The organism is Mycobacterium sp. BK086, assembly GCA_004362315.1.
In the GTDB taxonomy this organism is placed as follows: domain Bacteria; phylum Actinomycetota; class Actinomycetes; order Mycobacteriales; family Mycobacteriaceae; genus Mycobacterium.
Genome location: SNWL01000007.1, coordinates 102,088 through 122,356, shown reverse-complemented (window position 1 = coordinate 122,356; position 20,269 = coordinate 102,088). Strand labels below are relative to the sequence as shown.

Annotated in this window: 24 protein-coding genes; 6 read left to right on the top strand and 18 right to left on the bottom strand. The window is 65.7% G+C overall.

What is annotated here, in order from left to right; all coding sequences use genetic code 11:
- Nucleotides 1-60 precede the first annotated feature (60 nt).
- Both EV580_RS24275 and EV580_RS24270 read left to right on the top strand, forming a co-directional pair.
- Nucleotides 61-711: a transmembrane-type terpene cyclase gene (locus EV580_RS24275; protein WP_133694359.1), complete on the top strand. Its 651-nt coding sequence runs from the start codon at nt 61-63 to the stop codon at nt 709-711.
- 61 nt (nt 712-772) lie between these two features.
- The gene (locus EV580_RS24270) at nt 773-1,261 is read left to right on the top strand and encodes a MarR family winged helix-turn-helix transcriptional regulator (RefSeq protein ID WP_286171837.1); all 489 of its coding nucleotides are present in this window, start codon (nt 773-775) and stop codon (nt 1,259-1,261) included.
- Here the strand turns inward: EV580_RS24270 and EV580_RS24265 are convergent.
- The 9 genes from EV580_RS24265 to gjpA form a co-directional block, all read right to left on the bottom strand.
- Nucleotides 1,258-2,004 carry an SDR family oxidoreductase gene (locus EV580_RS24265; RefSeq protein WP_133694357.1) on the bottom strand — a complete coding sequence of 249 codons (747 nt, stop codon included), beginning with the start codon at nt 2,002-2,004 and terminating at the stop codon, nt 1,258-1,260. The genes EV580_RS24270 and EV580_RS24265 overlap by 4 nt on opposite strands.
- Before the next feature lie 57 nt (nt 2,005-2,061).
- On the bottom strand, nt 2,062-3,615 hold the full coding sequence (locus EV580_RS24260) for a radical SAM protein (RefSeq protein WP_133694998.1): 1,554 nt from the start codon (nt 3,613-3,615) through the stop codon (nt 2,062-2,064).
- An 11-nt stretch (nt 3,616-3,626) separates the two neighbouring features.
- Entirely contained in the window at nt 3,627-4,094 is a 468-nt protein-coding gene (locus EV580_RS34335) for a hypothetical protein (protein WP_286171836.1), read from the bottom strand.
- The gene (locus EV580_RS24250; protein WP_133694356.1) at nt 4,091-4,876 is read right to left on the bottom strand and encodes a prolipoprotein diacylglyceryl transferase; all 786 of its coding nucleotides are present in this window, start codon (nt 4,874-4,876) and stop codon (nt 4,091-4,093) included. The genes EV580_RS34335 and EV580_RS24250 overlap by 4 nt, the downstream gene beginning before the upstream one ends.
- 49 nt (nt 4,877-4,925) lie before the next feature.
- Nucleotides 4,926-5,957, bottom strand: coding sequence for an acyl-CoA dehydrogenase family protein (locus EV580_RS24245; RefSeq protein ID WP_133694354.1), 1,032 nt, complete (start codon nt 5,955-5,957; stop codon nt 4,926-4,928).
- 58 nt (nt 5,958-6,015) lie between these two features.
- Entirely contained in the window at nt 6,016-6,390 is a 375-nt protein-coding gene (locus tag EV580_RS24240; RefSeq protein ID WP_133694352.1) for a hypothetical protein, read from the bottom strand.
- The gene (locus tag EV580_RS24235) at nt 6,387-7,097 is read right to left on the bottom strand and encodes a hypothetical protein (protein WP_286171835.1); all 711 of its coding nucleotides are present in this window, start codon (nt 7,095-7,097) and stop codon (nt 6,387-6,389) included. Before EV580_RS24235 ends, EV580_RS24240 begins: the two co-directional genes overlap by 4 nt.
- An 86-nt stretch (nt 7,098-7,183) precedes the next feature.
- Nucleotides 7,184-8,920: a beta-propeller fold lactonase family protein gene (locus tag EV580_RS24230; protein ID WP_133694350.1), complete on the bottom strand. Its 1,737-nt coding sequence runs from the start codon at nt 8,918-8,920 to the stop codon at nt 7,184-7,186.
- A 413-nt stretch (nt 8,921-9,333) separates the two neighbouring features.
- Nucleotides 9,334-10,527, bottom strand: coding sequence for an outer membrane porin GjpA (gene gjpA, locus EV580_RS24225; protein ID WP_133694349.1), 1,194 nt, complete (start codon nt 10,525-10,527; stop codon nt 9,334-9,336).
- Nucleotides 10,528-10,890: 363 nt separating this feature from the next.
- Here gjpA and EV580_RS33865 point away from each other — a divergent pair, with 363 nt between their 5' ends.
- Nucleotides 10,891-11,616, top strand: a complete 726-nt coding sequence (locus tag EV580_RS33865; protein ID WP_166654871.1) for a hypothetical protein — start codon at nt 10,891-10,893, stop codon at nt 11,614-11,616.
- Nucleotides 11,617-11,731: 115 nt separating this feature from the next.
- On the opposite strand, the gene EV580_RS24220 is transcribed toward EV580_RS33865, so the two are convergent.
- The 8 genes from EV580_RS24220 to EV580_RS24185 all read right to left on the bottom strand — a co-directional run bounded on the left by EV580_RS24220 (nt 11,732) and on the right by EV580_RS24185 (nt 16,747).
- Nucleotides 11,732-12,526, bottom strand: a complete 795-nt coding sequence (locus EV580_RS24220; protein WP_208114665.1) for a glycoside hydrolase family 16 protein — start codon at nt 12,524-12,526, stop codon at nt 11,732-11,734.
- Nucleotides 12,527-12,585: 59 nt separating this feature from the next.
- Entirely contained in the window at nt 12,586-13,437 is an 852-nt protein-coding gene (locus tag EV580_RS24215) for a L,D-transpeptidase (protein WP_133694347.1), read from the bottom strand.
- A gap of 62 nt (nt 13,438-13,499) precedes the next feature.
- A complete protein-coding gene (locus EV580_RS24210; protein ID WP_286171833.1) occupies nt 13,500-14,282 on the bottom strand; it encodes a CbtA family protein in 783 nt (260 codons plus the stop codon).
- 32 nt (nt 14,283-14,314) lie between these two features.
- Nucleotides 14,315-14,539, bottom strand: a complete 225-nt coding sequence (locus EV580_RS24205; protein WP_133694344.1) for a CbtB domain-containing protein — start codon at nt 14,537-14,539, stop codon at nt 14,315-14,317.
- Between the two features lie 9 nt (nt 14,540-14,548).
- A complete protein-coding gene (locus EV580_RS24200; protein ID WP_133694342.1) occupies nt 14,549-14,866 on the bottom strand; it encodes a nitrile hydratase accessory protein in 318 nt (105 codons plus the stop codon).
- Entirely contained in the window at nt 14,863-15,483 is a 621-nt protein-coding gene (gene nthA / locus EV580_RS24195; protein ID WP_133694340.1) for a nitrile hydratase subunit alpha, read from the bottom strand. The genes EV580_RS24200 and nthA overlap by 4 nt, the downstream gene beginning before the upstream one ends.
- Entirely contained in the window at nt 15,480-16,217 is a 738-nt protein-coding gene (gene nthB / locus EV580_RS24190; RefSeq protein WP_133694339.1) for a nitrile hydratase subunit beta, read from the bottom strand. Before nthB ends, nthA begins: the two co-directional genes overlap by 4 nt.
- A complete protein-coding gene (locus tag EV580_RS24185; RefSeq protein WP_133694337.1) occupies nt 16,217-16,747 on the bottom strand; it encodes a DUF1097 domain-containing protein in 531 nt (176 codons plus the stop codon). Before EV580_RS24185 ends, nthB begins: the two co-directional genes overlap by 1 nt.
- Nucleotides 16,748-17,077: 330 nt before the next feature.
- Between EV580_RS24185 and EV580_RS24180 the strand changes: the two genes are divergently transcribed.
- The 3 genes from EV580_RS24180 (at nt 17,078) to EV580_RS24170 (ending at nt 19,767) form a co-directional block, all read left to right on the top strand.
- The gene (locus EV580_RS24180; RefSeq protein ID WP_133694991.1) at nt 17,078-18,070 is read left to right on the top strand and encodes a GlxA family transcriptional regulator; all 993 of its coding nucleotides are present in this window, start codon (nt 17,078-17,080) and stop codon (nt 18,068-18,070) included.
- Nucleotides 18,071-18,079: 9 nt separating this feature from the next.
- Nucleotides 18,080-18,637, top strand: coding sequence for a LysM peptidoglycan-binding domain-containing protein (locus EV580_RS24175; protein ID WP_133694335.1), 558 nt, complete (start codon nt 18,080-18,082; stop codon nt 18,635-18,637).
- Between the two features lie 113 nt (nt 18,638-18,750).
- On the top strand, nt 18,751-19,767 hold the full coding sequence (locus tag EV580_RS24170) for an acyltransferase domain-containing protein (RefSeq protein WP_133694334.1): 1,017 nt from the start codon (nt 18,751-18,753) through the stop codon (nt 19,765-19,767).
- Here the strand turns inward: EV580_RS24170 and EV580_RS24165 are convergent.
- Nucleotides 19,721-20,218 carry a cupin domain-containing protein gene (locus tag EV580_RS24165; protein ID WP_255497204.1) on the bottom strand — a complete coding sequence of 166 codons (498 nt, stop codon included), beginning with the start codon at nt 20,216-20,218 and terminating at the stop codon, nt 19,721-19,723. The two genes, EV580_RS24170 and EV580_RS24165, sit on opposite strands and share 47 nt — an antisense overlap.
- Between the last annotated feature and the right edge of the window lie 51 nt (nt 20,219-20,269).

Below are 20,269 nucleotides of genomic sequence, written 5' to 3'. Positions count from 1 at the left end.
AAAGCCAATCGGGGTTCACCCTGAGCGCAGGGGCGGTGCCGCTGCGGAAAGCGAGCCGCAATGTCGCTCATCGACGCTTTCGGACTGGCCAGCGGAATCTTCTGGATCATCACCTACGCCTGCGTGATCCGGCAGGGCCTGCTCGACCGCACGTACGCGATGCCGTTCCTCGCCTTGGTCATGAACATCACCTGGGAGTTTCTGTTCACCTTCGCCTATCCATCGGTCGGCGGATTGATGCAGGAGCTCATCAACGGGGTCTGGTTCGCGGCCGATATCGCAATAGTGGCGATCTTCCTGAAGTACTGGCGCTCCGATTACCCGAAGAACCTCCCCGAGTCGTACTTCTGGCCGATGTTTGCCCTCGCGTTTGTCATGGTGACACCGATCATGGTGGCGATCGTGTCGGTCTTCGGGCGCGAAGACGGCTCGGTCTACACCGCCTACATCGACAACCTGATCATGTCGGTCTTGTTCTTGACGATGCTCATTCGCCGCGGTAACCGGCGCGGGCAGAGCATGTGGATCGCGTGGGGCAAGCTGCTGGGCACCCTGACGGCCGCGATCTCGCAGTACCTCTATTCCCCCGGAAATGTTCTCTGGCTGGTGATCTATCTCGAGATCGTGTTCCTGGATGCGCTTTACGTGGCCCTGTTGGCGAAAGCCCCTCGCTACCAACGCGAGCTACAGGCCACGCCCGCTGTGGCCTGATCTCGATCGGCAGAGATAGGATCCGTGACACATCACCCTTTTGCGGGAGGAGCCCGGACCGGTGGCCGCACGCCGTAAGGACTATCCGCTCAATGCATCCCAACAGCGCACGTGGCTCAACTACATGCGGGTTTACCACCGCTTGGAGTACGAGATGAATCGGCAATTGCTCGCCGACTGCGCACTGTCACTCAGCGACTACACGGTCATGAATGCGCTATCCCAGGCAACGGGCCGGCGCAGACAGCTGACCGCATTGGCGACCACCATCGGCTGGGAGCGAAGCAGGCTGTCGCACCACCTGCAGCGGATGACCGGTCGCGGACTGGTCGAGCGCGTGCGGTCCGACACCGACGGCCGCGCCACCGACGTGGTGCTCACCGAGGCCGGCTGGACCGCACTGCGCTCGGCCGCACCGCTGCACGCCGAATGGGTTCGGACGCTGTTCTTCTCCGACCTCGACGCACACCAGGAGTCGGAGCTGGCCGACACGCTGGCCACCGTGTACGACACCCTCCTGCGGGAGGGCACGTTACCGCGCCCGGACTAGACCTGGGCCGCCCCGCCGTCGACGAAGAGCTCGGAGCCGGTCATGAAACTGCTTTGACCCGACGCGAGAAACACCACGGCAGAAGCAATCTCGCTGGGTTGCCCGATCCTGCCCATCGGCACCTTCGCGGCCTCGCCATCCAGGAGTGCCTGCTCCTGGCCGCTGGGCGCCAGGCCCTTGAGGCCCGGCGTCTCGACCGGCCCGGGCACCACAGTGTTGACGCGGATCTTGCGGTCCGCCAGCTCCGCTGCCCAGGTCCGGCTCAGGGACCGGATCGCCGCCTTCGACGCCGCGTAGGCGCCGAAGGCCGGGATGCCGGCGGTCGCCGCCGTCGAGCCCGCAAGAATCACCGACGCGCCCTCGTTGAGCAGCGGCAACATCTTCTGCACCGTGAAGACCGTTCCGCCGACGTTGCGAGTCAAGGTGTCGGCCAGATGCTCGGGCGTCTCGTCTTCCAACGTCGCGAATTCCCCGCCGCCGGCGTTGGCGAAGATCGCGTCCAGGCCTGCGCCACGCTGGCCGATGATGTCCGCCAGCCGATCGAGATCGGCGACGTTCGCGACGTCACCCGCGACGCCGGTCGCGCCGTCACCGATTGTGGCAACGGCCGCGTCGACCCTGTCCTGCGTCCGTCCGGTGAGGAAGACGTGGGCACCTTCAGCCGCGAGACGTTGCGCCGTCGCGAGGCCGATGCCCGACGTACCTCCGGTGACCAGAACTGTCTTCCCGCTGAGCTGTGTCATGAGTACTCCTCAAAGATGGGACCGCGTACCAGTCGAACAACTACGTGACATGTCACGTTATTCCGGGTTCGCTACCGACACGAGGGGAAGCTGCCTGCCCGCCGAGATCGACATCCGTTGGCGGCTCAACGCGGGCCACGCCTGCACGGCGCAGAACGGTGCGCACTGATGCTGGTCGGAGCGGGTGCCGACGTGTACGCAGCACTGCACCAACCGCTCTTCGATCATGGTGGACATGTCCATGAAGGGCTTGACGGTCACCCGGACGACCCGCTCACCGAGCAGCCGGCGCAGCTTCCGCCGTCGCCCGGGAAGTGCCGACGACGCCATGGCCAGCAGGGTGCCCATGCCGAGATCGCAGCTCTGGCAGATGATCTGCCACACGTCCCCGATATCGGGATGCGACAGCGACGACTGTTCGGATAACAGCCCGAGAAGCGATTCCTTCACCGCGAGCCGCAATTGCTGAGGCAACTCACTGTCGGCGATTCGGTTCGAGACCAGGCCGAGCCTGGCCTTGAGACCGTCGTGGCCGAGCAGTGATACCAGCGAACGCCACTGACCGCCGTCGTCGCGGATCAGGTAACCGACCGAACAGCAGTGCGGATGCGAACACGGCAGCGCGGTCAGATCGCGCCAGGTGACCAACCCGTTCGTCTGCGGACCCAGCCGCTTCAGCACGCCCGTGTGGGTGAGCCGATCCAGCGGATCGATATGCCCGGACCGGCCGGAGCCGAACTGCGGCTGGATGCTGATGCCGCCCACATAGGGGGTGTCCAGGGCCAGCTGAACCATGTCGCCGATCTCGCTGTCGTTCACCCCGAGTGCGGTGGTCATCACCAATGTCGTGAAGATCTCGTTGTCCGAGAGTCGTTGCAGCGCAGTTCGCTTCATCGCCCGAAGATCGCCCCCGCGATGGTGGCGATGAGTGGCTTCGGACAGGCCGTCGTACTGCAGATACACCTCGACACGCTGCCGGTGCTCGGCGAGCAACGCGAGTAGAGCGTCATCGGTGGCGATGCGAATACCGTTGCTGTTGATCAGTATTCGAGTGACGGGGCGCGCCGTCAGTTCAGTGAGGAGCTCGGGCAAGGCTGGATGTAGCGTCGGCTCGCCACCGGACAGCATCAGCACGTCGAGACGGCCGTTCTCGCGGGCCAGTCGCTGGTCGACGTTGGCGAGCACCTCAGCGACGGGCACCACGTTGCGAAGGTCGGGTGAGGAGCCGGTGAAGCAGGTGGGGCAACGGAGGTTGCATACTTCGCTGATGTCTTGGAGCAGGATGCAGGTGTGCTGGGTCTGCATCTCCGGCAGCCCGCGCAGGTACGCCGACGGGATCGGATCGAAATTGCCGGCCACGTCCGGGGTGTGAGCCTTGGTCGGCGCCGTCCACTCCTCGAGATAGGACAGGATCTCCGGGTCTTCGTCGTAGAGGGTGCGCACCAATCCGTGTGTCTGGCAACCACGCTCGAGCCACACCCGGCCATCGCGTTCGACGAGCCGGCCGCTGAGCCGGGCGACATCGGTCAGCGGCTTCTCCGGCGCCTCATCGTGACAGGTCGGGCAGAAGGCGGTGACGTACCGCACGAGCCGGTCACCGCGCAGCCCCATGCCGCTGGATGTCACGTATACATCTCGGGATTGAGGCCGGTGCAGAACCCGACGGACACCACGGAGAGAAAGGCCCAGCCGATCATCAGCCCCAAGCCCAGCCCCTTCGCATTCGAATTCTTGGTCGCCAGCAGCGCGGCGCCACCGCCCAAAGCGCCGAGGGCCAACGCCGCGGCGCCGGTCGCCACGACCACATGCCCACTGCCGCCCGACGCCGACAGCACGGCGAAACCCACGACGAAGTTGATCGCGAAGTAGATGAACACCCCGAGGAACGCCATGCCCACCGAGATCGGTGGGCGCCTCGGCGGAAGTCCCGGCGGCGGGGCGTCGTACTGACCCGGCGGCCGATAGCCTGGCGGCGGATACGCCGGGGGCTGTGGATACCACGGCTGTTGCGGCAGATAGGCGGGCGGCAGCGGATCCTCAGGCGGCGGAACGTCGCCGTTCTGGTCCTCGCCGGGTGGGGGCGTCGTCATACGTGAACCTCCTGCCGACGCGTCGAGAGACGATAGTAACCGCGGCGGTAGCCGTACCACAGCCGGAATCCGATGAGCGCCAGCGATGGCAGCAGAAACCATTGCGGCCGAGTCAAATCCAGCCAGACAGTCTCGTTGGCCCTAGTGAACTCGACGAAGAACCGGAACACGGCGTAGGCCGCGACATAGAGGACGAAGAGTTCGCCGGGTCTGGTGATTCGAGAGCGTAACCACATCAGTGCCGCGAATGCCGCGAGCTGGAAGACGATCTCGTACAGGAAGGAGGGATGCATCGCCTGGCCGGTCAGGCATCCCGGACATTCCGGCGTGCCGGCGGCAGCGTGCACACCCCACGGCAGGGAGGTCGGGCGACCGGGCGCCTCGGTGAGAAAACACCCGATCCGGCCGACGGCCATCCCGAGCGCCACCGCAGGTGCGAACAGATCGCCGGTCTTCCCCCGATAGCCGCCAATGCGTTTGGCGACCAGCACTCCCACATATGCGCCGAGCAGACCGCCGAGAATGCTCTTGGCGCCGTACTGCCATGCTTGCGCCAGGGTCGGGTTGGCGGCGAAATCGAGGTGGCGTGCCCAGCCGGACAGGCGCATACCGATCGCACCGCCGACCAGCGCACCGGCGACCGCGACCAACGACTGATCATTGACGGCCCCGCGCCGCCGCGCCTCGAGCACGAACACGACCATCGCCGTCAGCACCCCGAGCCCCACGAACAGACCGTGCACCGGCACGGCCATCGGTCCAAAGTGCCATTCGGGGACCACGTCGGAAAACCTATCGGCAAATCGCCCGGCGCGACATCGGACGCGCAAACTACTCCTGGGTGCGGGACATGTGGTCGATGAGTGACCGCTTGAGTTCAGGCCGGCTCGCGGCCACCAAGGTGAACAACGCCGAGCGTGCCAGTAGCTGCGCGGGATCCGAATTCAACAACGAGGGCCCGCCACGCGCCGCGACCAGTGCACCGGCGGCGCGGGTGGCCAGCTCGCACCCATCGGCGCGCGCCCGCAACAATGTCGATGCGTCACCGAGCCCGGCATCGAGGCGTTCCCGTATCGCGTCGGCCTGGCCACGCAGCGCGGTCGCCGCGGTCGTCTCGCCGGCATCGTCGAGCAACCGCGCGCACCGACCGACCAGACCGATGGGCAATGTTGCGTTCAGTCGCGATCCGAAGTTCTGATTGGCCATGAACTCCGCGCGCGGCACCCGGCTGACGATGCGGTCATCCGGGATGAACAGGCCGTCCACCTCCAGCGCCACCGTCTGCGAGGCATCGGCGACGAACAACGGTTGGGCGGTCACGGCGGTGATACCGGGCTGAGCCTCGGCATTCACCAAACCTGCCACGATGTCACCGGTTTCGACGTCGCCGGCTGAGATCTGGAGGACGTCGATGATGCCCCAGCCGCTGACGAACGGCGCGTGCCCGGACAGCCGCCATCCGCCGGCTTCTCGGTGCGCGCGCATCCGGGGTGGCACCGGTACCGCCCCGGCGTAGGCCACGCCGCCGCGAATCTGCCCGGTGATCGCGCCGGGAACGACCTCGTCGCGCAGAGCCTGGTTGGCGCTGGCCGCCAGCGCAGCCAACATGCCGTGGTGCTGTACCCAAGTGAACGCGGTCGCCAGGCACCCGCCCGCCATCGTCTCCAGAATCTCGATGATCTGCGGCAGGTCCAGCCCGGGGCCGCCGGCATCGACGGGGCCGGCAATGCCGTAGAGCCCTGCCGCGGCCAGTGTGTCCCAATGGCTGTCGGGGACGTGCCCGGTCCGATCCACCGCCAGTGCCGCAGGGAACAAAACGGTGTCGGCGATCTCGTGCGCCCGCTCGACCAGGTTCGCGCTCACAGCACGACGGTAGCGCGGTTCCTGGGAGAATGGTCGCCGGGCAATCCCCTACGGACGGCTAACTCGACCGCCTGACCCGATCGGAAATCTCGTCGGGACGGACCAATTCGACGACATCGCCCACGTCGACCGTGATGACGTCTTCGGTTGCGGTGAAAGGGATTTGGAGCAGACCGTAGAAGTCGTCGGTCATCACAAAGGTGTGGGCGCGGGCGAACAGCGGCTGCACGTCGAACACTCGCACTCGCAGCTTCTCCCGGCTCAGTCTGCCCAGTTCCTTTCCGGTTTCGGGATCGGTGACCACCGGGCCCGATTCCGAGCTCACCGCGAAGACCATGCCCGCCGCGACGCCCGCCTCGGTGCCGCGGTTGATGACCAGTGTGTGGTCGTCCTCGATGAGGGCGACCTGCCCTGCGATCGGTTCCCCGGTCACGATGCCGCCAACGAATTGCTTTCTCGCAACGCCGAAGTCGAGCCGGCTTTGATGCGCGGCCGCAGACCGTAGTCGTCGGCCCGAAGTGGCACATCGACGTAACTCGCCGGGTCCTGCTCGGTTCCCAGCGTGAGTTCGACAGCTGTCTTCGCCTGGAAGAGGGCGATCACCGCCTGCTGGTGATGTTCGGTGCCGAACGAACTCAGCGCCACCCCGAGCTTGTTGTCGACGTACTGCACTGAGCGTTGCAGATCCGACGGAGCCGGCGCAGCCGTCTCGGTCCGTTGCGTCGCATCGATGCCGAGGCCGCTGTACCAGCGGTGCCCGAGCGCGCCGAGAATGGCGGCGCAGACCGGGATCACCACGACGGTGCAGATCAAGCCGAGGTTGCCGTGGAGCGTGATCGCACCGACGAGGCCGAGGAGCATTCCGATGCCCGCGCAGCAGAACAGTTGCACCGTCGCGGGCACCGCTTGGATGACGCGCCAGATTTGTCGAAGCGCGCGTGCTCCGGCGCGTGCGATTCCCGCAGCGAATCTGGCGACGGCGGTGATGGCTTTGACCGCCGCACGGCCCATCTCGTCTGCTTGTTTGCGGGTGACCGGAGACTTCGGCATCGACCACGTGCGCGGCCGCGCGGCGGACTCCGCGGCCGGTGCGACGGGTTGCTCGACAGGCTCTTCCGGCGTCGCTTCAGCTCTAGTCACAGTTGCATCAATAGCCACATCCGTATCATGGCCTGAAGCTGTGGAATCACTCCCCTGGCGCGCCGAGGAAAGCCAAGATCGCGGGGCTAGAAGATGCGGTAGGTATCCACGAAGGGGTAGTAGCTGTTGCCGGCAACGAAGGCGCGGGTGCCGTCGGCACTGATCAGCGGGCTCCACCCCCCGGCGTTGTACGGCACCTTGACGCCGGTGTGCGCGCCCGTGCGGGTGTTGAGGACTTCCACACGGGAGTAGCCGGTATCGGTTCCAAGCGCGATGAGGGCGCGGGAGCCGTCGGCACTCAGTGAAGCGACCAGCGACGTGTCGCCGGTGAACGACAATGTCTCGCCGAGCTGGGCACCAGTTACGGTGTTGATCACCGCGACTCGGTAGGTGTAGCCGGGGATCGAGTGCCAGGTCCTCGACAGCACGAGCGCGCGTCTGCCATCGCCGCTCAACACCGTGTCCATGCGTTCGCCGGTGAGGGTCAACGCGTCGCCGACCTGAGCGCCGGTAGCCGTATCGATCACCATGGTCGTGGAGCCCTCGGTGGTGAGCACGGCCCGCTTGCCGTCGGCGCTCAACAGCGTCTGGCTTATCCGTCCGGCGACGGGGACGGCGTCGCCGATTTGATTGCCCGTCGTCGAGTCGACCACCCTCACCCAGGACATGTATTGATCCTGCGCGACGTCGTATCCGCCCGAGCTGATCAGAACGCGGCTGGTGGTGCCGATCGGCACGGTCGACGATCGGTCGGCGGAGAGATTGAGCGTGGGACCGACCTGCTCACCCGTTTCCGGATCGAACGTGGCGATGGTGTGGCTCGTCAGCCCGGCCAGTGCGGGCATCGTGAACGTCACCCGCGTGCCGTTGTTGTTCAAGATCCCGTCGGCCAGGGGGACAGTCGAGGTCATCGTGTCACCGACCTGGGCGCCCGTCGCGGTGTCAACCACCGCCGCTTCGTAGGCGTATCCGGGTTCTCCACCCACATAACTTCCAGCGATGACCAACGCCCGACTGCCATCCGCACTCAACGTTGCCTTTGTAAGGCCACTGGCGAGGCTGACGGTATCGCCGAGCTGCAGACCCGTCGCGGTATCCATCACGGCAACATGGGTCCCGGGATAGAGGCCGACGGCGGCGATCACGGCCCGACTGCCGTCCGCGGTCAACAACGTATTCGCCGTGAGTCCGGACAGGACCAGGGTGCTACCGCTCTGGGTGCCCGTCTTCGTGTCGATGGCGGTCAGCTCTACCGTGTCTCCGCTTTCATTACCGGATTGCATGGCGATCAGAGCGCGGCTACCGTCGGCGCTCAGCACCGGCGGGCGCGCCAGCGCCCCGGAAACCGTTACCGTGCTGCCGATTTGATTGCCGGTCGCGGTATTGAACACCGTCACGTGTACTGACAAGTTCTCGGCCGACGTGACCACCGCGCGACGACCGTCAGCGCTCAACACCAGACCGGCCGGGTTGCCGGGGAGATCAGCGTAGCCGACTCGGAGGCCGGTGGCGGTATCGACCACCACCACGCGCGTCTTGTACGCACCGTCACTCGAGGGCGGCTCGCTGATCATGACCACCCGGGTACCGTCGGCGGTCATCAACGGCTGGTTGTACAGGTAGCCGATGGCCTCGGAGCGGTTGGTTCTGACCAGACCGACGTTGATCGACTTCTCGAACTCGCGGACCGCAAGCCAAAAACTTGCGATCGGTTCCGGCACAGGCAGATTGGGCAGCGGCACACGGGGTGTCAAGGCACCAAGGCCGACCCACGTCAGGACGTCGTTCACGACGGACTTCACCGTGACGGGCGCGTGGGGCACCCGCAGAGCGACCTTAGGCACACTGACCCGAGACGAAACCGTGGTCGGAGTCGTCCGCGCGGATCTCGCAGTCGAGACGGGAGTCGTTGTGCGCTTGGCCTGTTCGGTGGGGGTTGGCTTGGTGCGCGTGGTGCTGTGTTGGGTGGCCGCGCCGCGGGGAGCGTGACTTGCCGGACCAGCCGAACTAGCACCCTGCGACGCGTCGTCGGCCCATGCCACACCCTGGCCCAGCCAGACTGCCGCACCGATACCCAATGCCGCCGCCAAGCCTCCTACCCGTCCGACGAACCGACCAGCATTCACGGCACACCCCCGTTTTCCGCCACCGCAGGCCCGGTGACTTATCCGTTACCGGAATGGTGGCGCGGGGCGCGCGCAATGCACTCAGTAGCGCACTACGGCAATTTCTACGGTCAGCTGGCAGCCTTCGCGGGCCGCTTCGACCCGCCCGTCGACCCCTTACCGGAACCCGCAGCCGTCGACGGGCGCTTGGCCGCGGTGTCCGAACGCGACTCGGCTCGGGTTCCCTTGTCCGCCTTGACCACGCGATTCGTGCCGGCTTTGCCCGTGATCGGCGCACTCACCGTCGGCGTCGTGGAGTCCACGACAGAACGGGGCACCTCGTTGGCCGCGGCCAAACTCCGCGCCGCGGGGCTCACGGTGGATGCGGCGGCGGCCGCACTGGCAGGAGCCTGCCACCCGATCGCTTTCGCAATGGCTCGGGCGAACTCCATCATGGACCCGATGGGCCCGGCCGGTGTTCCCGTCGCGAGCGGAACGTGGATGTGGAGCACTCCGAGCAGGTCGTTGTCGTAGGCGAAATCGAGTGCGTTGAACGCCGAGCCGCCGGGGCTGAGCAGGCCACCGAGTGCGATACCGACCTGCACGCCGTCGGGGAAGCTCACGCCGATCGCCGGTCCGACCGCTTTCACCAAGGCGGTGAGGTCGACGTGCTGGCCGCCGTTGAGGAAGGCGTCGGTCATGGCGGCGGGAATGCCGGCCAGGGTGGCCAATGCGCTCGCCGGGTCCGGAGTCGCGGCCGTGAGATCACCGCGGATCGACTCCAGACTGGACGCCAACACGAGGAGGGGGCCGATCGCGGGGCCGGCAAGACCCACCAACACTCCGCTCAGCGCTGTGGTGGAGAACGCCAGCAGCTGCTTACCCATCGGAGAGATGCTGAGCTGCAACAGATCTGGAATTCCCGGAAGTTGTTCGATCGCCGGTAGCAGCTCGTAGAAGGTTCGGTGAGTGGTGTCCAGGGTGCTTGGGTCGGGCGCCAAGGGCGCGGCGAGCGCGTTCTGCAGATTGGCCTGTATCTGGGCGGTAATGCCGGGCAGGTCGGGCAGTTCCGTGAGGTACGTGCGTAGGTTGGCGGCGATCTGCTGAAGGATCGGAGCCGGCGCCTGGCGCCAGGTGTTGAACAGGTCCGTCGCGTTCTCGCCGGCGGTTGCCAAGACTTGCGCCCAGTCGGTGCTCGCGATCAATTGCACTGCCGGGGCGGCGTGGATCTCGGGAGGCGGCGCGACCACCGGGCTCATTGCGATGGCGCTGGTACCCACCACGGCTACACCAGCTGCGATGAATGGGCGTGGGATTGCAGGCATGTCGACTCCCCGTTGTCGTGTCACCCCTGACCCACAAGAACCGTATCCGAGCCGACGCGGCGGCAACCGCGATTTCGCCGTTTGCTGGACCGACGAGCACGGGCGGATTGCTTGCTGGTGGTGGCCTGCGCAAGATTTTTCGACTCCCGCACAACAACCCTCAGCGTGACGTCGGGCGCAGAGAACTTTGCTGGTCAGGCTGGGTCATCCGCACCAAAATTAGCCCGCCTGGCGCGAGCACCATCGGCCGGCGACGGGAGATGAATACAACACAGCTACCGATTGAGTATTTGCTTCAAGGTTATTTTGTGACTACAGTCACAGCCGGGTTGGGGATCTACCTCGGAAATTAAGGATCGAATCGTGAAATCGAGCTCTACCCCGTCATTTACAGCAAAGATTTGTGCGGCTTGTATTGGTGGGCCGCTGATCGCGCTCACCGTCGGCGCACCGATAGCTCTGGCGTCGCCGTCGACCGGTACCGGCAACAAGGCGTCGTCGTCGAGCGACAAGCCGGCGGCGAACGTCAAGCCCGGGCCCAAGACGTCGAACCCCGCCGCGGGCAAGCGTGCGTTCGCGGAGCCGGAGACACCCGATTTCGCCGTGTCGTTCAATGGCCGCAGCATCGTTCAGTCCGGCTCGGCGACGGCGACCTCGGATCCCGGGTTCAACCTCGCGGTTGCCGGTGCGGGAAGTAGCGCGTACGCCGGTGGCGGCGGTCTCTTCAACCTCGCGGTCGCCGACCACAACAGCACAGCGAAGGCCACGGGCGGGATTCTGAACGTTGCTTCTGCCGACGACAACAGCACCGCGATAGCCGAAGACGGCATCTTCACCGTCGCACAGGCTCAAACCAACAGCACCGCAAAGATTTCCGGTGGAAAGCTCAACATCGCCGACGCCAAGAACGGCAGCACTGCCACCGTGAGCGGCGGCGACCGCAACACCGCCACCGCCGACGGCGATGGCAGCGTGGCCTTCGCGGGCAACGGCAACAACAACTCGGCCACCGCATCCTGTGGATCCAATGCCGATGCCAGCGGCGGAGACAACCTGGTGGTCACCACACCGGCTGGCGGCTGCCAGTAGCAGTAGCTCCGTCGATAACCGTTGTGGGGCAACGGTTATCGACGGGGTGCTACGCGTGTAGCCGGAGCGACTGGAGGAGATGACGATAGCCGCGCGCCAGGTTCTGGCGGGTCGGTTACCAGATGCGGATCCAGTCGACGAGCATCGCCGCCGGCCAGGTGCCCAGGGCCGGGTCACCGCCACCGGGTCCGCCGATCGCGAGGGTGAACATCGGCGACATCCAGTAACCGGGATTGTTGAACGGCCACCGCAAGTCAGTGGGGTTGCCGTGGACCGGGATTGGCTTCGGCGGCACGGTGAAGTACGGTTTCGCGCCGTCGACGTAATCCCGCCAGAATTTGAATCCGTCAGCGTCCCAACGCATCCGCCAGGTGTGCCAGGCACCGTCGACCAGCCCGGCGATCGACTTGCTCTCCCAGGTCTTCCCGTTCGACGCGGCGTGGACGGTGGTTCCCGGGGCCCAACTGCGGTTGCCGTAGAACTCGAAGATGTCGACCTCGCCGTCGGGCAGCGGATCTTCGTTGACCGCCCAGTACGCGGGCCACGCTCCCGAGGTGAGGCAGTCCAGCTTGGCCCGCGCTTCCCAGGTGTGACCCATCGGAACCCGCCAGTTGCCCCGCACTTTGCCGCTGAAGTACTGGTCGTCCTCTTTCGTGGCGAGCAGCACGAGGTTCGAGTTTCCGTCGAGGAAGACGTTGCGCCGGTCGTCGCGGTACTGGCTTTCGACCGGTGGCCACACGTCGTCCTGCCAGTTCTGGATCGACCAGTTCGCCGGGTTCGGCGCCGATCCAGCCGGCCCATCGAAGTCGTCCTGGAAGAGGTACGGCGCCTCTGCCTGGGCGTTCGGGAGCGGTATTGCGGCGGCCAGCAGGCCCAGCCCTGACATCATCATCATGCTTCGGCGGTCCAATTGGGGCACAGCTAGACCCTAAAGGTGATTCACAGGTTTGGTCACGCCTATCGGGCGAATCAACGCTGCCAGTCGCTGGAGCCGTCGACCCTTGTGTAAGTGCCGGTGGAGTTCTTCACGATGATGGGATCACCGGCGCCGAAGTTGTCGTAGAACCACCGCGCGTTGGCCGGGCTGATGTTGATGCACCCGTGGCTGACATTGCGTTTGCCCTGGTCATCGACCGACCAGGGTGCGCTGTGGACGAAATTGCCGCTGTCGTCGAACCGCACCGCCAGCTCGACCGTCGTCTTGTAGCCGTAGGTCGAATTGACCGGGACGCCGTAGGTCGAGGAATCCATCACGACCGTCGGCATCTTTTCCTGGACGTAGTAAGTGCCGTTGGCGGTTTGATGCCCTCCGGCCGCCATGCCCATCGACATCGGGATCGTCTTCTCGACCACCCCGTTGCGGGTGACAGTCAGTTGATGGGTCGCGTCGTCGGCGGTGGCGACCAGCGTGTCTCCGGTACGAAAGCTGGACACGGTCCCGCCCGCATCGACCGTCACGGTGGTGTGAGCGGGCCAGAAGCTGAGTGGGCGCCACCGCAACTGGGTGGGGGTCATCCAGTAAAACTTGCCCGGAACCGGCGGGACAGACGAGACGTGGATGGCGTTCTCGGTCGCGCCGGAATCCTCAACCAGTCCGGGGAAATCGATGATGATCGGCTGGGCGACACCCACCGTCGAGCCATTGGCGGGCGCGATCCTGGGCGGCCCGAATGGCGCGACGCCGACGAACGGTGTCGGGTCTTGCCCATCCGGATCCGCCAGCGCAGGACCAGCACCCGTCATGAGCGTCCAGCCGACGGTAACCGCCACCACGATCGCTTTCAGCGCGACGCCGCGAGTTGTCTTTGCCCAGACCGACATCTGCATCCTCCCGTTGTGTTCTGGGAGTCAGTGTCGCAAACAGCAGGGGTGACGAGGCTGCATTACCCCCGAACCGACGCCACCAAAGGCGAACGCGTACCCAGTGCCCGTGACCGTGACAGCGCCGACAGACACGCCCACGTCGTACCGATCGCCGTCCACATCAACGCCTGATTCAGCACCGAATAGGTCCGAAACTCCGCCAACAGCTGGGCCGGAAAGCCGTCGACCAGAACGCCGTCCGGGCCGCTCACTGGGCCGGGAATCTCGTGGAAGCCAGGTAATGCCGCGAACGCGACGAGCATGACCACCAGGTAGCCGCCAGCGGCCAAGGCGGTCGCGGCCCAACTCCCCCACCGTCGTAACCAGGCGACCCCCACCGCCACTGCGACGCACGCGGCCACCACCGAGATCACCGTGATCGACAGGAAGGCCGACGTTCGCGCTGCCATCGTCTCGTCCAGACCGACGGTGGGCGGATTGGGCGGATACTTCAGGCCGGGGACAACATTGAACGCGGTGAACATGCCCGCCGAGAGCAACAGGGCCATGGCAGTGGGATCGGGCGCCAGGCCCCGCTTCTCGAGAGTGGTCCGAATCAGCCGGTATGCGACTGCGAACAGCACACCCATCGCGACGGCCATCGCGATGATTCCCACTGCGGCACCGACGTTCTCTTGCACTGACCGGGTGAAGAGTTCGTGGCCGTGGGCATGGTCATCGCCGGTGAGCTGGGCCTCGGCGTGTTCGCGAGCACCTTCGTAGTCCACCGCGGCGCCGATCAACGGCTCGATCATCATGCGGCTGAACGCGAAACAGACGATGCCGCCCACCACGCCGGGCACGAGATACCTTACAGCGGGCGGCAATTCGGTGTTCAGTGGCACGGGAACCCCAGCAGGTGTCGTGCGTCGTGCAGGAACTCGTGGACGTGCGTGTCCGCACCGAACACCGACACCGCGCCTTGGTCGTAGCCGACGAAGTAGTAGACGATCAGTGCCAGCAGGGTCAGCACGGCCATCCGGAGCGGAGTGGCCAGACTGGCGGCTGCCGCCTGCACATCAACAGGCGGCACACCGAGGGTGGGGTTGGCGTCATTCATCAGAGGTCCTTAGTGGTCGTGGTCGTGGTCGTGGGCAAGTGCGTGGTCATTGGCGTCGGTGGCCACCGGGGCGGTCAACAGCTCGTGGCGATCGACGAGCTTCTCCAGCGTCGCGACCCAGTGGTCGTAGTACTCCCATTGCCCGCGTTCGGATTCCGGGGTCTGCTCCCACTCGCCGATCGTCGAGATCAGGGTCTCCTGGAACTCGCTCCACGGGTAGTGCCGGAACTCGGACAGCGCGAGCGCCAAACCGAATGCCCGCCGCTGCCATTCGTGGTCGAATTGCGGCGCCGCCTGATCGGTGGTGCAGGTGTCGTGCAGTTTCATGACGCCGGGCCCGCCAGTGCTACCCCGATCATCGACTCGGTGGTGACCAGATCCATCAGCATCTCGTCGGTGAATCCCTCTGTGCCGGGAGGCCTTTCCGGGATGACGAACCACCGAGAGTGACCGCTGGAGTCCCAGACCTTGATCTCGGTATCGGCAGGCAGGTCGACGCCGACCTCGGCGAGAACCTTGCGGGGTTCACGGGCGGCCCGGGATCGGAAGGTCGGATCTTTGTACCAGTACGGCGGCAACCCGAGCACCGGCCACGGGAAGCAGGAGCACAGTGTGCAGATGACCAGGTTGTGCACGCCGGCTGTGTTGGCCACCGCCTGTAGGTGTTCGCCTTCGGCGCCTGCCATACCGTCGGGGAGATCGAGTTCGGCGACGGCGGCCGGGGTGTCCACGACGACCCTGGCCGCGAACTCGGGATCAGTCCAGGCCTTGACGACGATCTTCTTTCCGTTGAGCGGTGTCATCTCCGTCTCGAAATAGGCCAGCACCTTGTCGACGGTTTGCGGTGTGATGACGCCTTTTTCGATCAGCAGCGCCTCGAGGGCCGCCGCCTTCTTGGCACTGGCCTCTTCACGGTCGGGTGGGTAGGCGAACTGGCCGGTCATGCTTCCTCCTCGATCGGTGCCAAATAGGCTTCGAATAGCTCGGCGTACAACTTCAGCGGGCCGTCTTCGGCTCGGGTTCCCCAGATTTCGGCCGGATCGAATTCGACGATGTAGATCGGCATCGGGTCACCGATCCCGTCGCCGGTGTGCGTGAAATAGCCGTAATCGCCCTCGAAGACGCGTTCCACGATGCCGACCCGGCCGCGCAGGTATCCGGGCAGCCGGCTGTGGGCGTCGGCGGGCACGTTGGTGATCTGTACCTGTTGTCCGACAGCGTATTTCGGGTGCGCGACGTCGCGGCGCGGGCTGTCGCCGAGACGGAGATAGGCGATCACCTGATCATCGATCGCCGGCAGTTCTTCGGCGGCATCCTTTGGGGTGAGCCCGGAACTTCGCTCGGCGAGTTCCTCTTCGGTGACGTAGCCCTTGTCGATGAAGAACTGGGTGATACCACCGAGCCACTTCTCGTAATAGCGGAACTTGAAGTAGTCGAAGGGGTTCATCGCTTCGGCGCCGGTGCGCAGGTCGGCCCAGGTCCACTCGTCTTTGAAGGCGGTGGGCACCTCGTCGATCGGATACGCCGGCAGGGCAGACCCGAGATGGTTGGACAATCCCATCATCGCCACGTGGATGCCGAAGATTCGCTTCTCCCACTCTTCGACAAAGACCCGCGTCTCCAACGCCTCCAGGTCGGGCAGACCCTCCAGGCCACCGAGATAATGCTGCAGTTTCATCAGGCAGGGCTTCCTTCCGTGTGCGGGGCTCCGGTGTCGAGTGCCGGCTTCTTCGTCATCGCGGTGGCCAGGTATTCGGAGAGCAGCCCGAAGGACGCTCCGAGGACGCAGGCCACTGCGGCGACCAGACCGGGGTGCGAGATCGTGGTGACGGTGACGTCGTTGCCTCGGCCGGCGACCGTCGAAACCGTGGAGGCGAATCCGACGACGACGGCGGGCGTGGTGGCCAGCAGGGGCACCCACGAGGCCTGCACCATGACGGCGCTGCCCACTCCGACGGCGATGGCGGTCACCAGCAGGCTGCCGCCCATCAGGTAGGCGGCGTACAGGCTGGCCGAGGCGATCACGACACCGACGAGGTTCGACGAGACCGACCGTATCCAGCCGGCGATGCCGCCCCCGACGAAGAAGAACGATGCCCAGGCGAGGAACACCACCCAGATGGGCACGGTGACGACTTCTGCGGTGAATGCGACTGCCACGCCGCCGAGCACGCCGATGCTCAGCGTCAGGGCTGTCCGAGAATCCATAGCTGTCCTACTCCGAACAGGGGGTGTGGCTCGCTTCTGCACCGGAGCGAGTTGGGCTGAAATCAGGTTCGTGCCAGTGGGTTTCAGCGGTGTTACGTGCGGATCTCTCGGTACGTCAGGTCCGGACACGAATCGCGCAATTCCGGACCTCGCACGGCTGGCCGCGTCGTCCGCATTGCCGTCGCACCAGAGTCCCGCTACGTTGACTCTCACCTCGTGTGGGGTCAGGGAAGGCAGCACCGGGTGTCGGACGAGCACAGATCAGAGCGGCCAGCCGCCGCTGGGCGCCGGCCCGCGAAAACGCAGGGCACCAAGGCGCCCAAGACCGTCGTGTTCGCGTTGTACGACAAGGTGACACTTCAGGACGTGGCCGCACCGCTCGAGATATTCGCGCGCGCAAATGATTTCGGTGCGTTGTACACGGTTATCCTGGCCTCGCCGACTGGTGAGGCGGTCGACACGACGTCGTTCGTCTCACTGAAAGTCGATATGGCGCTGGCCGAGGTGCCCGACCGGATCGACACGTTGATCGTGCCGGGCGGAGTCCCGCCCGACTTCTCCTTCACCCCCGGCGAGCACGACATCCCCGAGGAGCAGACGCCCGACGTCGTCGCGGCGGCGTTGCAGATGGTGGGCGAACTGGCGCCGCGGGCCCGACGGGTCGCCTCGGTATGCACGGGTGCGTTCGTCTTGGCCTCGCTCGGCTTGCTCGACGGACGTCGCGCGACCACGCATTGGGCGCACTGCCAGGAGCTGGCCCGCACGTATCCCGAGATCGAGGTGGTGCCGGACTCGCTGTTCGTCCAGGACGGGCCGTACATCACGGGGGCAGGGATCAGCGCCGGTATCGACCTCGGGCTGGCCATGGTGGAAAGCGACTACGGTTCCGACGTGGCCCGGCGGGTGGCGCGGTGGATGGTGGTGTTCCTGCAGCGCCCGGGCGGGCAGGCCCAGTTCAGCGTCTGGACCGAGGCGGCGCTGCCGGTGTCGAGCGGGCTTCGCGAGATCCTCGACGCCGTGGTCGCCGACCCGGGTGCGGATCACTCGATCGCGGCGATGGCCGATCGTGCGGCGGTCAGCGAGCGGCACCTGGTGCGGATGTTTCACGACCAGGTCGGGTTGACCCCGGCCAGGTTCGTCGAGCAGGCCCGTCTGGAAGCGGCGAAGGTGCTGCTGGCGACGGGCGACCACGGGCAGGAAGCGGTCGCACGACGGGCCGGGTTCGGGTCGGCGGACACCATGCGACGCACGTTCCGCCGCGCGCTGGGTGTTTCGCCGAGCACGTATCGAAGTCGGTTCCGCACGACGGGCATCCATCGTTAAGGTCTCAGGATGGGGCCGGAACATACGCGCAGGGTGGTCGCCGGTGAGACGCTGCTCGGGATCGCGCACGAGGTGTACGGCGATGCGCGAAAGTTCCACCTGATCGCGGCCGCGAACGGGTTGGACGCCCCGTTCGAAGTCGGGATCGACGACGTGCTGGTCATCCCGGATCTGCCGCTCACGAGTCCACCGATTCAGCCGTATTTCGCCCAGGTCGTCGCGGCGCGACTCAGCGAACGCGGCAACCAAGGCGGGCGCTTTGGCAACGTCCCCGCGGGCAAGCTGCTGATCGTCGAGGACGTGTCCGTCGAGGTGAACGTCACGCCGAATCATCGGATGCTCATCGAGATTCAGATGCTGCCTCCGAATCACGCTCCGGCGCACAAGTATTGGATTCCCCTGACACAACGCCATCCAGGAACCGCCGGAGATGTTCTGGTCGGCGGACGGACGGTCCGCTGGTATGCCCAGCCCGGCACCGCGGTGAGTTGGTATGCGGAGGGCAACATCCCGACGGAGGGCGACGTCAGTATCGCCGTATCCGGACAGCTCATCGATCTGGAGTGATCCGCCAAGGATCGACGGGCGGCTGTCATCCGTTTGGACGACAGCCGGTTCATCACCGGTATCGCACGAACGGAGTCTGAGCGTCGTGCGCCTGGGCCAGCAGGCTCTAAGCCATGAGCACATCAACGGTTCTGGTGTTCCCCGGCCAGGGGTCCCAATGGGCGGGTATGGCCGCCGAACTCCTCAACAGCAACGCCGTTTTCACGACTCGGCTTCGCGAGTGCGCGGCCGCTGTTGCACGCTACGTGGGCTGGGACGTCGGAGACGTGCTGCGCCAGCGCCCGGGCGCACCGACACTCGACCGCGTCGAGGTGGTCCAGCCCGCATTGTGGTCGGTGCACGTCGCGCTTGCGGCGCTCTGGCTGGCCAGCGGTCTGGTCCCGCGGGCGGTGATCGGTCAATCGCAGGGTGAGATCGCCGCGGCGTGCGTATCCGGGGCACTGACGCTCGATGATGCCGCGCGGGTGATCACATTTCGGTCGGAGCTGTTCGCCCGGACCCTGGTCGGTACTGGTGGGATCGCGTCGATTCGGTTGTCGGCCAACGACATCGCTTGTCGGTTAGGCGTTTATGACGGCCGGTTGGAGATCGCCGGGGACATCGGGCCGCAGACCTGCACCCTCGCAGGCGATGTGACGGCGCTCGACGATCTGGTGGCGCGACTCACCGACGACGGTGTGAAGGCATGTCTGATTCCCGCGTCGATCCCGTCGCATTGCTTCGCCATCGAACCGCTGCGCGATCAACTGGTGCAGGGGCTGGTCGATATTCGCCCCCAGCCGACGCAGATCCCGATGTATTCGACGGTGACCGGGAACGCGGTCGACGGCGCCGAACTGAACGCCGGCTACTGGTACGACAACGCCCGGCTGCCGGTGTTGTTCCAGCCTGGTATCGACAACCTGCTCGCCCGCGGCGCCCGGGTCTTCGTCGAATCCAGCGCACACCCGGTGCTGACGTCGGCGATCCGCGCGACCGGACAGGCTTGTGGTGTACCGGTCGTGGTCACCGGCACCCTGCGCCGCGGACACGGTGACATCGCGGAGTTTCGGAGTGCGGTCGCCTGCGTCGCAGCGGGGTCGGTCAGCCGGCGTCGTTCGGGTTCGGATCCGACCACGCTGGTTCGATGACATCGATGGTCGGGGCATCCCGAGGCACCGTGAAGGTGTCGGTGATGCGCACGTCTTCGGTGCCGAGATTGGCGGCTGCCATCGGCGTGTTGGGCGGCATGTAGTAGCAGGTCCCCGCCGGAAAGACCATCGGCTCATGGCCTTCGACGAAGTCGGTCATCGTGCCGGTCAGCACACAGGTGACACCGCCGTACGCGTGGATATGGATCGGTGCGCGAGTCCCCGCCTTACGCAACCCACCGAACACGACAAGCCGCTCGCCGTTGGCGTCGATGGTGTCGAGCATGGTCGACACCTCCTGCAAAGGCGCCAGCACACCGGTCGGGACAACGCCGTTGATCGTCGACACCTGGTCATGCATCGGAGGCGCAGGCGGTTCGGCGTGCGCGACCCCGCACGTCATTCCGGCCAGGACTGCCACACTCCACGACGTGATAGTGAACCCACCCATTCCCCGAAGTTAACCCGGGTGAGATTGCCGGTCAATGCTTTTGGATTGCCC